The sequence below is a fragment of the Stenotrophomonas sp. AS1 genome (assembly GCF_048957655.1).
GTDB lineage: Bacteria > Pseudomonadota > Gammaproteobacteria > Xanthomonadales > Xanthomonadaceae > Stenotrophomonas > Stenotrophomonas bentonitica_A.
On the sequence record NZ_JARVXM010000005.1, the window covers coordinates 1 to 13,240 of the forward strand.

General features: G+C 60.7%; 12 protein-coding genes and 1 pseudogene. 4 read left to right on the plus strand and 9 right to left on the minus strand.

Annotation, left to right across the window (positions count from 1 at the left end):
* The coding region (locus PV764_RS08220; protein ID WP_421116435.1) for a transposase zinc-binding domain-containing protein at positions 1 to 602 on the minus strand (602 nt) is incomplete at its 3' end.
* Between PV764_RS08220 and PV764_RS08225 the strand changes: the two genes are divergently transcribed.
* Together PV764_RS08225 and PV764_RS08230 are read left to right on the plus strand one after the other, a co-directional pair.
* Positions 505 to 813 carry a PilZ domain-containing protein gene (locus PV764_RS08225; RefSeq protein ID WP_019185708.1) on the plus strand — a complete coding sequence of 103 codons (309 nt, stop codon included), beginning with the start codon at positions 505 to 507 and terminating at the stop codon, positions 811 to 813. The genes PV764_RS08220 and PV764_RS08225 overlap by 98 nt on opposite strands.
* Positions 814 to 899: 86 nt before the next feature.
* Positions 900 to 2,723: an SLC13 family permease gene (locus PV764_RS08230; RefSeq protein WP_279732101.1), complete on the plus strand. Its 1,824-nt coding sequence runs from the start codon at positions 900 to 902 to the stop codon at positions 2,721 to 2,723.
* A gap of 49 nt (positions 2,724 to 2,772) precedes the next feature.
* On the opposite strand, the gene PV764_RS08235 is transcribed toward PV764_RS08230, so the two are convergent.
* Positions 2,773 to 3,561 (minus strand): IS1595 family transposase, encoded by a 789-nt coding sequence (locus PV764_RS08235; protein WP_164145999.1) that lies wholly within the window; start codon positions 3,559 to 3,561, stop codon positions 2,773 to 2,775.
* Between PV764_RS08235 and istA the strand changes: the two genes are divergently transcribed.
* Together istA and istB are read left to right on the plus strand one after the other, a co-directional pair.
* Entirely contained in the window at positions 3,554 to 5,053 is a 1,500-nt protein-coding gene (gene istA, locus PV764_RS08240; protein WP_003097546.1) for an IS21-like element ISPa36 family transposase, read from the plus strand. The genes PV764_RS08235 and istA overlap by 8 nt on opposite strands.
* Entirely contained in the window at positions 5,040 to 5,831 is a 792-nt protein-coding gene (istB, locus tag PV764_RS08245; protein WP_003097544.1) for an IS21-like element ISPa36 family helper ATPase IstB, read from the plus strand. The genes istA and istB overlap by 14 nt, the downstream gene beginning before the upstream one ends.
* A 344-nt stretch (positions 5,832 to 6,175) precedes the next feature.
* On the opposite strand, the gene PV764_RS08250 is transcribed toward istB, so the two are convergent.
* The 7 genes and pseudogenes from PV764_RS08250 to PV764_RS08280 all read right to left on the minus strand — a co-directional run bounded on the left by PV764_RS08250 (position 6,176) and on the right by PV764_RS08280 (position 13,230).
* Entirely contained in the window at positions 6,176 to 6,610 is a 435-nt protein-coding gene (locus PV764_RS08250; RefSeq protein ID WP_080114903.1) for a hypothetical protein, read from the minus strand.
* Positions 6,611 to 6,614: 4 nt separating this feature from the next.
* Positions 6,615 to 8,648 (minus strand): hypothetical protein, encoded by a 2,034-nt coding sequence (locus PV764_RS08255; protein WP_232092445.1) that lies wholly within the window; start codon positions 8,646 to 8,648, stop codon positions 6,615 to 6,617.
* On the minus strand, positions 8,641 to 10,230 hold the full coding sequence (locus PV764_RS08260; protein WP_232092444.1) for a site-specific integrase: 1,590 nt from the start codon (positions 10,228 to 10,230) through the stop codon (positions 8,641 to 8,643). Before PV764_RS08260 ends, PV764_RS08255 begins: the two co-directional genes overlap by 8 nt.
* Positions 10,214 to 11,527, minus strand: a complete 1,314-nt coding sequence (locus PV764_RS08265) for a site-specific integrase (RefSeq protein ID WP_149500782.1) — start codon at positions 11,525 to 11,527, stop codon at positions 10,214 to 10,216. The genes PV764_RS08260 and PV764_RS08265 overlap by 17 nt, the downstream gene beginning before the upstream one ends.
* A 453-nt stretch (positions 11,528 to 11,980) precedes the next feature.
* Entirely contained in the window at positions 11,981 to 12,376 is a 396-nt protein-coding gene (locus PV764_RS08270; RefSeq protein WP_421116490.1) for a hypothetical protein, read from the minus strand.
* A gap of 58 nt (positions 12,377 to 12,434) precedes the next feature.
* Positions 12,435 to 12,812 (minus strand): annotated as a pseudogene (locus PV764_RS08275) (SseB family protein); the annotation flags it as partial.
* Entirely contained in the window at positions 12,703 to 13,230 is a 528-nt protein-coding gene (locus PV764_RS08280) for a hypothetical protein (protein ID WP_421116436.1), read from the minus strand. The gene PV764_RS08280 and the pseudogene PV764_RS08275, both read right to left, overlap by 110 nt.
* Between the last annotated feature and the right edge of the window lie 10 nt (positions 13,231 to 13,240).

Here is a 13,240-nt window from a genome sequence, read left to right on the forward strand (position 1 = left end):
CACAGCATGTGGAAGTGAACATTCAGGTTCAGCGCGCTGCCGAAGCGCTGGATCAGGGTCACCACGCCGCATTGCGCCGTATCCCGCGGCACGCCGGCCTGATCGGCAAGCCAACCGGCGATCACGCGCTGCACGATGCCCAGCACCGGGCCAATGGCTTCTGGCTTGCTGGCGAACAGGAAACGCAAGGGGTACGGAAAGCTCAGCACCCATTGCCGCACCGGCCGCGGGCCGAACACCTCGTCCACCAGATGCCGCGCCGACTCGGCCATGCGCCGCGCGCCGCAGCTGGGGCAGAAGCCGCGCTTCTTGCAGGAATACGCCACCAGCCTCTCGGCACGACAGTGCTCGCAGACCACGCGCAGGAAGCCGTGCTCGAGCACGCCGCAGCGCAGGTAGGTCTCGAACTCCTCGCGCACATACTCGGGCAGCGGGCGGTCTTCTACCTCACGGCGCGCGAGAAAGTCCGGCCAATGCGCCTGCAGCAGGTCTGGAAGCAGGAGGTTGGGCAAGATTTCTCGCCTTGCCGAGCGGCGGCCGCTGAATGCGACTGTGCAGTTCCGCAAGGGGAACGTCCGCACCAATGTCCAGATCCTCGACATTTCCACGCATGGCGTGCGTATTGCCGCGATCCAGGCGCTCCGTATCGGGGACACCTGCTGGATAAGGTTGCCGCAGCTGGAGCCCCAGCAGGCGAAGGTCGTGTGGGTGGATGAATTCGTGGTCGGCTGCCAGTTCGCCCGGCCGCTGCATCCTTCCGTATTGGATAATATCCTGCGCCTGCGGCAGCCCGCCAGCCGGAAACCGGAGTAGGCAAGTCACCCCCGAACAGGCGGCCGCCGGACCTCTTTGCGGCGCGCGGATTCCCCTGACTGCAAAAAATGCACTAGGCTGGGACGATGTCCGACCTGGCCCTTGTCCTCGCCCTGCTGATTTCCGCCATTGTCATGTTCGCGATCGGCCGTCCGCGAATGGATGCCGTTGCGTTGATGATGATCGTGGCGCTGCCGCTTTCCGGGGTCATCACCGTCGAGCAGGCATTCGCCGGCTTCGCGGATCCCAACATCATCCTCATCGCCGCGCTTTTCGTTGTGGGCGAGGCGCTGGTCCGGACGGGCGTGGCGCAGATGCTGGGGGACTGGCTTGTCAGCAAGGCCGGCCGCAGCGAGGCCCGGCTGATCGTGCTGCTGATGATCGTCGTGGCGGGCATCGGCTCGTTCATGAGCTCGACCGGCGTGGTCGCCATTTTCATCCCCATAGTCCTGCGGATCGCGCGCAACGCCCGCATTCCCGCCAGCCGGCTGATGATGCCGCTGTCGGTCGCGGCATTGCTCAGCGGCATGATGACACTGGTCGCCACGGCGCCCAATCTCGTGGTCCATGCCGAGCTCGAGCGGCATGGCTATGAGGGATTCAGCTTCTTCGCCTTCACGCCTTTCGGCCTTCCGCTGCTTGTCCTGGCCATCATCTATATGCTCGCCGCGCGCCGTTTCCTCGCCGGCGTGCCGGAAGCGGAGCAGGGGCCGGAACGCCCCACCCTTCGCGATTTCATAGAGAAATACGGACTGGAGGGCCGCGAATACCGCTTTGCGGTGGATCCCTATTCTTCCCTGATCGGACGGCCGCTCGCCACGCTCGACCTGCGCGGCAGCGCCGGGATCAATATCATCGCCATCGAGCGTGAGAGGCGCTTTTCCCGCCAGCTTCTGCGCCCGCACGCCCACAGCCAGCTGGAGGCCGGGGACATATTGATGATCGATGCGTGCGGGCGCGATCTCGATATCGGGAAAGTGACTCGCAGCTTCAGGCTGCACCCGATGGAACTGGCCGCCAATTATTTCGGGGATCGCAGTCAGGAGATCGGCATGGCCGAAGTGCTGCTTTCTCCGGATTCGAGGCTGGTGGGCAAAACCGTGGCGGAGGCCGATGTCCGATCGCTTCACGATGTGACGGTCGTCGGGGTCAGGCGCGAACGCAAGGCGCTGGAAGAGCCGGTGACGGAAGTGAGGTTCCGCGCCGGGGATATACTCCTTGTCATCGGCCCCTGGCGCGCGATAGAGCGTCTGCCGCGCTCGCCGGACCGGCTGATCCTGCTGAACCTGCCTGTCGAGAGCGACGATGTAGCGCCCGTCCGGTCGCGCGCGCCATTTGCGGTGGCGATCCTGCTCCTGACGGTCTTCATGATGGCCAGCGGCATCGTGCCCAATGTTCTGGCGGCGCTGATCGGCTGCCTGCTTTTCGGCCTTGCCGGCTGCGTCGGCATGAACGGCGCCTACCGTTCGATCCATTGGCAGACGCTGGTTCTGATCGTCGGCATGCTGCCCTTCTCGATTGCGCTGCAGGAAGTGGGCGGGATCGATCTGGCGGCCGATTGGCTGTTATCGACGGTAGGGTCCGGTTCTCCGCGTGCCGTGTTGGCTGTTCTGTTCTTCGTCACCGCCCTTCTGGGCATGTTCATCTCCAACACCGCGACCGCCGTGCTGATGGCGCCGGTCGCGCTTGCCCTTGCGGCGGGGCTGGAGGCTTCGCCCTATCCCTTCGCCATGACCGTGGCGCTTGCCGCGTCGACGGCCTTCATGACTCCCGTTTCATCGCCGGTGAACATGCTGGTCGTGGGGCCGGGAAACTATCGCTTCGTCGATTTCGTGAAGATCGGCGTGCCGCTGGCGATGATCGCCCTGGTGGTGACGGTCCTTCTCGTGCCGGTTCTGCTGCCGCTATGATGCGGCAATGCCTTGGAGTCTGGATTCAACGTGGCTTTTTTGTTCCTGATTACCCGGCTATCGCATCCACGGTTGCCATCCGATAGGGCAGCGGCGGCGTACGGAGCAGCACGTAGGTCAATCGTGCAACCAGCCGATGCAGTTCGAACCGTCGGTTGAACCGATAGCAGAACTCGCCCAGGTAGCGTTGGGCGTACTTGCGCCGGGGTCCATGGTAGGTGCCGCGCAGAGCGGTCTTCACGTTGCCCAGCATGACGTTGACCCAGCGCAGTGCCGGATGGTCGCACTTGTGCCCACCGCTGCCCGTCCGCAGCCGGCGATGGCTGGTGCCGGCCACCTCGCCCACCGCATTGAACCCTGCCAGGGCATCGGATACGACGACGGTATCGGGGGCCAGGTGGCGCGTGGCCCAGGCGCCGATCTCATCGGCGCTGAATCCCTTGACGACATCCAGCCGCATCACTTCCGGATGGCCCTCCTCGGAGCACTGCACGGCGGCCACGAACGCCTGCTTCCCGTCGGCACCGCGGCCACGTGGCCCACCCCGGCGCTCGCCGCCGAAATAGGCATCGTCCAGTTGGACCCAGCCGGCCAACTGGCGCCTGCCTTCACGCTCGACCATGGCCTGCATCAGCTTGTGCTTGAGCAGCCAGGCCGCGTCGTAGCCGATCCCCAGCTCCCGCGACAGTGCCAGAGCCGATCGGCCCGTCTTGGTGTTGGCGCGCATCCAGAACTGACCCACTTTCGGCGGTGATGCGCGGGTAAAACTGACCCACCTGAAGCCCACATCCTGAGCATCTTTTGCTCGGGGGATTTCAGGAGTGATCACCATGGTCATGTTGGCCAAGATCCGGCGGATGCATTTCCGCGATGGCCTGCCGCTGCGCGAGATCGCCAAGCGCACGGGCCTATCCCGCAATACCATCCGGCGATGGCTGCGCAGCGGCCAGTCCGAGCCGGTCTATCCCAGGCGAGCCTCGCCCTCCCGGCTCGATCCCTACCGGTCCCAGTTGGAGACGTGGCTGCGTGCCGACAGCCATCGTCCCCGGCGGGAACAACGCACCGCCAAGGTGCTGTTCTCGCAGTTGCAGGCGATCGGCTATCCGGGCACCTACACCCGGGTGACGGCCTTCATCCGCCAGTGGAAGGCGGCCGGCGGCGCCAGCCGCCGCCCGGCCTTCGTGCCGTTGCACTTTCCTCCGGGTGAAGCCTTCCAGTTCGACTGGAGCCGCGAGTACGCCTTCGTCGGCAGCCACGCCAAGATGCCGCTGGATCTCGCCCACGTGAAGCTGGCCTGCAGCCGCGCCTTCTGGTTGGTGGCCTATCCCACCCAGAGCCACGAGATGCTGTTCGATGCTCATACCCAGGCGTTTACCGCCTTCGGTGGCGTGCCGCGCCGCGGCATCTACGACAACATGAAGACGGCGGTGGACGGGATCGGCCAGCACCGGGAACGGCGGGTCAACGCCCGCTTCCACGCCATGACCAGCCACTACCTGTTCGCCGCGGAGTTCTGCAACCGCGCCGCGGGTTGGGAGAAGGGGCGGGTCGAGAAGAACGTGCAGGACCGGCGCCGACAGATCTGGATCGAGGCCGGGGCCCGCCACTGGCCAGATCTGGACACCCTCAACGCCTGGCTCGCCAGCGAGTGCCGCGCCGCTTGGCCGATGCAGGCGCATCCGGATGCCTCCGACATCACCGTGGCCGAAGCTCTGGAGGACGAACAGCCCCACCTGATGCCGATGCCCGCGCCCTTCGACGGCTACATCGAGCGGCCGGTGCGGGTCAGTTCGACCGCGCTGGTCAGCTTCCAGCGCAACCGCTACAGCGTGCCGTGCGAACACGCCCACGCCGTCGCCAGCCTGCGCGTGTATCCCTTCGAACTGGCCGTGGTGGTCGGCGAGGCCGAGGTCGCCCGCCACCGGCGCAGCTTCGAGCGTGATCGGGTCCACTACGACTGGCAGCACTACATCGCCCTGGTCCAGCGCAAGCCGGGGGCACTGCGTGACGGCGCGCCGTTCCTGTCCATGCCCGATCCGCTGCGCAAGCTGCAGCAGGTGTTGCTGCGCCAGCCTCACGGCGACCGCGCCATGGCCCAGGTGCTGGCCGCCGTACCCGTGCACGGGCTCGAAGCGGTACTGGTGGCGGTGGAACTGGCACTCGAGTCCGGCCTGGTGCGCGCCGACCACGTGCTCAACGTGCTGGGGCGATTGCAGCATCCGGACCGCACGATCGAGACGGTCGCCTCGCGAGTGACGCTGCGTCATCCGCCGGTGTCCGATCCGGCCCGCTACGACGCCCTGCGGGAGGCAGATCATGTCGACGCCTGACCTGCCGCTGCGCATGCAGCAGCTCAAGCTGCACGGCATGGCCAGCCAGTGGCCCGAACTGCTGGCCAAGATGCGCCTGCACACCATGGAGCCCGAACACTGGATGGCCGAACTGCTGCAGGCCGAGTCCGCCGAACGGCAGGTTCGTGCCCAGGCCAACCAGATGAAGGCCGCACGTTTCCCCGTCCATCGTGACCTGCTCGGGTTCGACTTCGCGGCCAGTCCCGTTGATCGCGCACTGGTCGAACGACTCCACCAGGGTGACTTCATCCACACCCCCGAGAACGTCGTCCTTGTCGGTGGACCGGGCACCGGCAAGACCCACCTGGCCACCGCCATCGGCATCCAGGCCGTGCGCCAGCATCGCCTGCGCGTGCGCTTCTTCTCCACCATCGAACTGGTCAATGCGCTGGAGAAGGAACAGGCCCAGGGCAAGGCCGGGCAGATCGCCCTGCGCCTGACCTATGCCGACCTGGTCATCCTCGATGAACTGGGCTACCTGCCGTTCACCCCCTCAGGCGGCGCGCTGCTGTTCCACCTGATCAGCAAGCTCTACGAGCGCACCAGCCTCGCCATCACCACCAACTTGGCCTTCTCCGAATGGGGTCAGGTGTTCGGCGACGCCAAGATGACCACCGCGCTGCTGGATCGCATCACCCACCACTGCCACATCCTGGAGACCGGCAACGACTCCTGGCGGCTGCGCAACAGCACCGCCGCCAACAAGACCAAAGCCAGAATCAGGGCAAAGGAGGCCACCACCCAGACCACCAACTGATACCCTCAGCCCCGTACACCGGGTGGGTCAAAGTTCAACGCGCAGCCTGGGTCAGTTTTAAGTGCGCGCCAACAACTAGCCATCAACTCCGTACCAAATGAACTGTGCCGCAAGGTAGATATCACTCCTACGGCCAGCAACGAGAACGCCATTGCAGCGATAGCCGGCCAGTAAGCTTGAATCAGGTTCATCCATCGCATCCCACACTCCAGTGACCCGAAGCTACTCCACGTGAGTCTCAAAAACTGAGACAACAACGCTCAAGTGAGACATCCTCGCTCCCTGCTGCATCAAGATCTGCCAACTGTTCGACCGCTTGCCGATGCTCGATGCAATTCGAAAATCTACCTACTCTTCCCTTTCGCCCCATGTCCTGACCGATCAACCGCAGGCAGTGGTTTATCCAAATTCAAGCTATCCATCCGCACGTTGTTGGCGTACGCGTTGTATTGCCACCGCCGAAATTGATCAAGCAGCAACGTGTTGGTGGCTTCAAGCCGGCTCACCTGCGCCTCAAGATCCGCGATCCGCCGATTTGCAACTTCCATCGTGAAGTCTCTTGGCCGTTGATCCCTAACCTCTCTCAGCTCCTGCTGCCGACGCCGGTAGTGTTCCTTGATTGCAGGATAATTGAGCAACGCATGGCGGCTCACGGAATCGATGCCAAGCGCTTGGGCAACTCGATCGCAGTAAGCATCCCAGGTCAACTTGCCTTCCCATTGATCCAATACCCGCAGGATCTTGGGTAGGGTCGATTTCGTGACAATCTTCTTCGGCATGGCTTTATGCGAGTGCCAAGGGAATTACGCGAGGATGCAGAGCCAGAGCATCGGGCAGGACTACGCCTAGTTCAATCAGCGCTCGCCGCACTGGCGAAGGATCGTGACCATCTGGAATGCGCAAGACAGTGCCATCGGGCACGCCATCATGCTCCAACGTCATGCGCATCGCCTGCACATGTGCCAACTTCCATTTATGGTTGTCCACCCATCGGTCTGCGCCGAAGTCCCCAGCTTCGCGAGCCTCGAGGGCCCGATCAAGAAGCGCTTTGGTTTGCGCCTCCAGAAGCAGGATTCGATCCAATGTCACGTGATCCCCCTTGATGCATACATGCTCCTTGCAAGTCATGCATTCACGCTGTTTTTGGCAGGGACTCATCGCGTAATCGTGAACGCACATCCCGTAGAGCGTAGCTTTGGCGGTCCCCAGGCGATCTACCCCAAGCTCTTGATAAGTGACCGGTTGACGGCTCTGGAATCGTTCAAGTAGCGACTTATGTTCCACCTTGAGGATGTCTCGCACCTCTCTCATGCGCTCCTCTGGCGAACGATGATCGTAGTGCGCGTTGTCGGCAACACGGGCGCGGCCCGACCACTGAGCCAACGTCATCTCGTCCATACCGCCCCGCTGACTCAGGGTATTGAGCCAATGACGGGGCTGATGAGTCGTGAGCTTGATTGGACTTCCATCTGAGTTCCGATAGCCCTTCTTCTCGAAGAGCGAGAGATCCGAACTCCCGCCCAGGCGATCATTCACCATCGTTGATGTGGCGATTGCCCATGAGAACCGCTTGACTTCATGTTCGCGATGGAACTCGTTCACGCGGTGCAGGCAGAGGGCATCCCAGATCTTCACTGTCCTGCTGTCATCAATGAATGGCCAATCCGGCCCGGCGCACCCTTCAAAAACGTAGGCGGCCAGATCCTTGTAGGAGATGTCACCCCGATCAAGGAGCTTTTTCAACCGCTTGTCCCCAACCACCTGCGACCAAGTGGGCGTGCCGTCAGTACGGTACGTTTTTCTGTGAACCCGAAGCCCTAGAGCAGCTGCCACTTCATTCGGCATCAGCAGACGATCGGCGGCATCGCCCACCGTCACCACACAGCCCGGATGATCCATAAATCTTCCAGGGTGATCATGAGCGAAGCGGGCAGCCGCACGAGCGGGAGCGCCGATTTGGGTCAGCCGACGCACGGCTTCGATGACAACATCCTGCATCACCGAAGGCACCCACTTCTTCGTGGCTCCCTTGCCCTTCGCTGCCCGCCATCGCAGGCACATTTGCGGCGCTCCATATTCGTCGGTATCCCACTGAATGCAGTCAACTGGAAGCGCGAGCACCTCAGAAATTCGCGACGGTGCAACCATCAAAAGCGTGGCGATAGAGGAAAAATATTGAGTCTCGACATCATCGGCGGCTGCAAACATTTCAGCCAAAGCGAACATTGCCTCGTTGGACGGCAGCTTCGCTGCACGGTGTGCTTTCCCCGCGCCTCCGATGTCTTCGGTCAGTATCTTCGGCTTCGGGAACGGCGACTTCCACTGCTGCAAGGAAGGGACAATCTTTTTCTCCCGAAGGAATTCGACAATGCGAGCCATCTGACGCCCCGTCTGGCATCTCTCGTCGTCGCTCTTGTAGAACTCCCGACACTTGGCAGCCGCCACATCCATCACAGCCCCGTTCAGGCCGCTGACGTCGGCACCTCCGCGGGACTCAAGAAGAGCCGCTTCAATGCAACGCAATGCTCGAAGCGGATAGTCAATGTTCTTAACGGGCTTGTGACTGTACGTATAACGAACGTATGCCTTGGCGAATTGGATGAACGGCTCTGCCATCGGGGTGAAACGATGGCTCGTTAATTCCTTCGTCTTCGTGGCAAATACAACTGATGTCTTTCCAAGCCTCCACTTGTGCTCTTCCCAACCGTCTCGCCCACCGAATGCGGTTAGATCTTCACGTGCAAGCCGTATGAACTCAGCCAAATTTTCGCTGGCAAATCGTGCGTCACGCGGTACAAAGAGGACGACATCAGCCATCGGCCACCTCAGCGAGGCACGATGCGCCAGCCAGTTGTTGACGCATGGCAGCGCACTTCGAGACGCAGTCTTCCACAGCAAGTATCAGGAGATCATTGGCGTTGACCACCACCTCCGCACATCCAGCCTCCTTCACCCTGAGTTTCTCAGCGTAAAGATCCTCGAGCACTTCCGAATGTGGAGCGTCGAGCCAGGGCTGGAAGTGCACGCATGTATAGCAAGCGCGATATCCACTGGCGCAGAAGCCAAAGTTTCCGCATGTCCCCACGGCGTTCTGCCGATCATTCGACACACGACTGGTAGGGTCGTCGCCGCGTATCGCGTCACGTTCGCTGCGAACCAGCGTTCCTAGACAAGCTTGTGCAAATGGCGCAAGGGCGGGGCCCACTATCCGGTCGATGAACACCGCCTCTTGGGCCGTATTCTCGGTATAGACCTTGACCTGCTGGATGTCGGATTGGTCCAACAACTCTGCGATCACGTATGCCCCGAATCCTTCCCTCCGAAGTTTCGTACCTCGTGTGTAGCGGAATCTCGTGGCTGTGAGGCGGAGATATTCGCCAGTCCGCTCCGAGCGCGCTGTGCACGCTTGTGCGACGCGCTGTAGCGCCTGACTAAATGATGTCGTCGTCGCGTGCAAAAGATCAGGCGTACCTCCAAGAAGCAACTCTTTAAGCGCGAAACCATCGGTGTTGCGTCGAAGTGTGTACGCCTTGGATGCATTGATGAAGATCGGAATTTCATCCCGCAGCGATGCGTGCAACGTATATCCCACTCGACTCTCGACAAGTTTGACTGAGCCCCTGTGCTGTTGCTGCAACACAACGCCAAGATCGTTCGGGATTGGAAGTGAACGAAACTCACCGCGGAAGGAGCCACCTCGCTGCTTGGAGCGTGGAACATTTAGCGTATAGAAGCTATCGCCTGCCTTCGGCAAAGCCAGATCCTTGCCTCTGAGCGCAGCGATCTGGATGGGTCGCCGAGCAGTCATTGCCAGCATCAACAGATAGGCGTAATCCTCGAAATCAATCGTTTTCTGGACCACCGCGAGATTCGCCCAATCCAATAGGGACTGCAGCTCAATATCCGTGAAAGGTCCCGTTTCTGGGCAGCCGTTTGCCACAGCTGCGCCTTTTTCATTGCCGGTGATACGCCAACCTTCAAGTAGTTCAACCACATCCTTGGAGATCCCAGCGAACCCATAGTCATGCCATGCCAGCAAGAACCCCTTGAGCCCCCCCAGATTCCACTCCCCATCCAATCCGAGTGAGGCTCTCCAGTTCATGAGCGAAGCCGGAGACACTTCAGCAGACCCCGTTTCACGAATGAACCGCTTCATGCGCTCAGCCATGTTGTAGGTATGTGAGGCGGATTGCTCCTCTGCGTAGCGCTGAAGGGTGAGGCGGGCACCCTGCCTACAATCCGGCTCAAGGTCATCTATGACACCAAGCGAGATTTGAACATCCTTATTGAGCTTCCACTGCATGTCCTTCGGATCGAATGAATAGCCATCCTTCGATATAGCCATACGCGGCGAAGCAGTCTCTGGTACGGCTGCATTCGCCTTAGCGCTTGCCTTCATCACCCACCTTCTTATCGTTATTGCGAGCAAGTGCGCTGCCAAGCAGTCGCATGGCCTTGTCGGCCTGTTCACGGATATGACGCTCGTTATAGACCTTGCCCGACTCCTTGTTGCGATGTCCATTGAGGTGTGCACGAATGTCCTGCTCGCGACCCTCCCTAATGATCTGCTCGGCGTCATTGGAACGCGACGCTGCATTGTGTTGATCAATCGCTAGCGACAGCGCGTAATTCATGTGATGGCGCAGTGCATGAGGATGTATGCCCGCCAGTTCTGGCGAGACCGCGCTGACTCGCTCGATGACTCGGTACAGGCCATTCTTCGACAGCGGCCTCCCAAAGGTCTTCCCGGCCTTGTGCGATACGAAAACGTAGGGATGTCGTCGCGCTCCAGGAATGCGTGCACGCACTTCAAGGATGTAGTGCTGGACCAGCTTTGCGAGCTCGTCCGAGATCGGCAGAATGCGCTCTTTCGTTTTGCTGGTCGGCTGATAAGCGCGAGGATCGTGCACGTCATCGTGATTGCGTCGAACGCTGACGCTTGGCTCGTGCCCAAGATGAAACTGCTCCACCCAAAGGCTGAGCAGTTCGCCCGTTCGCATGCCGGTGACTCGATACAACTCGATGATGATCGCATTCCGCAGCTGGATCGTCGGATCGCTGAACGGGTTCTCGTCGCTCCCGATGGCGATGACTTCCCGCAGCCGCTTGACCACCCCTGGATCAGGCGACTTCTCGACCGGCGTCTGAATGAGTCCGTGCTTGGACCCTCGTGGGCGGTGCTTTCGAATGCGCTTGCCCATCTCAGCCAAATCGTGCGCAAACTCCGCAGAGTTGCGATGCTGGATGATGACGCCGCCGAGGAACTCCAGGTAGTCCGCGATCGTCGTCATGCGGTTGTAGGCCACTCGCTGGGTCACCGAGGGACGCGCCACCGTCGGGCCTACCCGTGCATCAGAAAAGGCCACCACGTTGCCCGAGCGCACTTCGGTGTCTTCTCTAGCGCCCACATATCGCATGTCCAGCTTCGCGAAATCGCGCAGCGACACGATGTCTGGCAACGAAAGGAACGTCCCACCCGTGAACTCGTCAACGAGGTTGCGTCCTTCCTGCATCTCCCATCGAAGGAGCACCTGGATGTGCGTGAGAGCGTTTCGAATCGTATTGACGGCCGCTCCGGCGTTGCGCAACTGCGCCGTCGCAAAGAGCGTCGGGTAGAACACAGGAAGCCCCTGATCGTCCAGCAGAAGTGGCACGCGCTCACCTTGATTCATCACGCGCATCGCAAGCGAGGACATAAGGTCTTTTTCTACATTTACTACATATGAATGACTATACCATTTTATTTTACAAAAGTAGTGAGCAAAAAATAGAAAAGCCCCTTAGTAGAAGGGGCTTCCTGTATCCATTAGCTACAAAGCGTGAGGATAGGTGTCCTAGAACGGTAGAGAATATAAGACCCAGCGCAACTTTCTGGGTGAGTCAGTTAGAGTCCGCATATTTTCTACCTTTTGCGAGTGACAACTCACACAATTGTACTGAATAGTGTAATGTTACGAGGTCTCGAGGGACCGAAAGTCACCGGGAGACGCAGGTGTGTAAGGTTACCGGGTAACCAGGCTTTGCGCGATCTGACTTTGACCTATGAGCGGAGCCTCGACTAGGAGCGCCCTCCAATGGGCGATTTTCGACTCCTTGCCAAGCCACGTTTGAGCAAAGGCTCACCAAGTCCGCGCTTGGCCCTATACGCGTTACGGCTGACTTCTTGGATCAAAGATGCGCTCCACGCCCTCGCGGCTCAGATACTCGGGCAAGCCGTGCGCAGGATCGAACACGGTCAGATCAAGCGGCAACTCCGCTTCGGCCACGGCTGACTGGACCTGGGTGATCGTGGCGCGGGCCGCCCGTTCGGCATGTTCAGGCGCCACCCCGATCACGATTAGGTACGTTGGGTGATCCGGATGCTCAGGTGTCGCCACTCTCAGCGCGTACGCCACGTCAACGAAAGCTAGTCCTTCGTACAGCGCCTTTAGCGTCACCAGCAGCCACACTGGCGCATTGGCCTCTTCCATGACCAGAAACGGCGTTTCCACTTCGAAAGCTAACTTCTCGACGCGGGCGACAGTCCCCCCCTTGCAGCAGAGCACTCACCTCTTCGGGATACAGCACACAGCCGCCGTCGTTGGGATTCAGCATAACGGTCGCGCCCTGTGTGAGTTCCAGGAACTGTCGCCCCCGCAGTGGGACAATCTTGGCAGTGATCCCAGCGGGGACTCGCGCCTTTTCGAGCGACGTAAAGAAGGGAATGGCGTCGAATCCATCCGGGTGCCGAAACTGGACCAGCCTTAGCCGCGGATGATCGTCCGATACGGGCGCATGGACATACACGACGGCGCCCAGCAGGCAACGAAAGAAGGCCGGCTCCAGTTCGCGATTCTGGCGCACCTGTTCCAGACGATGCTCGAACTCTCTTTCACTGATCATGACGTCTGCTCGGCCGCCACGCATCCGGAGTGATGTCGTCGGCCGCCTGATAAAGCGGACGTCGGTAGCTACCGAACAGGAACCGCATGCGTGTCGCATCCCGGCCGATGAAGAGCCACAGGTATTTCTTGTCGAACTGAAACTCGGATCGGAACGGATACGTGGGTGCCTCGTGCGTATCGTCTCCGAAGACATCAAATCCACGTAGGATCAACAATGTCGGCATGGCATCTCGCTCTTTGCTCCCCCGCCCGCAAAGTGCCGTGACGGCATCCAAGCGTTCGGCAGGCGCAGGGCGCAGATCGATGACTTCGACCGGTATACCTCGTGCGGCGGACGCTTGCGTCATCGCTTCGACGACGGCGAGTTCCGCCTCGTTTGAGGGACAGATCAGGCGGGCCGGGGTTCGAAACGCCGGCACCAGGTGATGGAGGTAGCTGCCAGCAAGTTGCGCTGCGATGGCCGCAAACGTGCACGTCTCAGCAGCTACGGGTCCCGATCTTGTGTATTCGCTCATGACGACATTC

Bases quoted from the DNA above. Each gene is read 5' to 3' on its own strand.
- PV764_RS08230 (WP_279732101.1), top strand. From the start codon at position 900: ATGTCCGACCTGGCCCTTGTCCTCGCCCTGCTGATTTCCGCCATTGTC.
- istA (WP_003097546.1), top strand. From the start codon at position 3,554: ATGGTCATGTTGGCCAAGATCCGGCGGATGCATTTCCGCGATGGCCTG.
- PV764_RS08235 (WP_164145999.1), bottom strand. From the start codon at position 3,561: ATGACCATGGTGATCACTCCTGAAATCCCCCGAGCAAAAGATGCTCAG.
- istB (WP_003097544.1), top strand. From the start codon at position 5,040: ATGTCGACGCCTGACCTGCCGCTGCGCATGCAGCAGCTCAAGCTGCAC.
- PV764_RS08250 (WP_080114903.1), bottom strand. From the start codon at position 6,610: ATGCCGAAGAAGATTGTCACGAAATCGACCCTACCCAAGATCCTGCGG.
- PV764_RS08255 (WP_232092445.1), bottom strand. From the start codon at position 8,648: ATGGCTGATGTCGTCCTCTTTGTACCGCGTGACGCACGATTTGCCAGC.
- PV764_RS08260 (WP_232092444.1), bottom strand. From the start codon at position 10,230: ATGAAGGCAAGCGCTAAGGCGAATGCAGCCGTACCAGAGACTGCTTCG.
- PV764_RS08265 (WP_149500782.1), bottom strand. From the start codon at position 11,527: ATGTCCTCGCTTGCGATGCGCGTGATGAATCAAGGTGAGCGCGTGCCA.
- PV764_RS08280 (WP_421116436.1), bottom strand. From the start codon at position 13,230: ATGAGCGAATACACAAGATCGGGACCCGTAGCTGCTGAGACGTGCACG.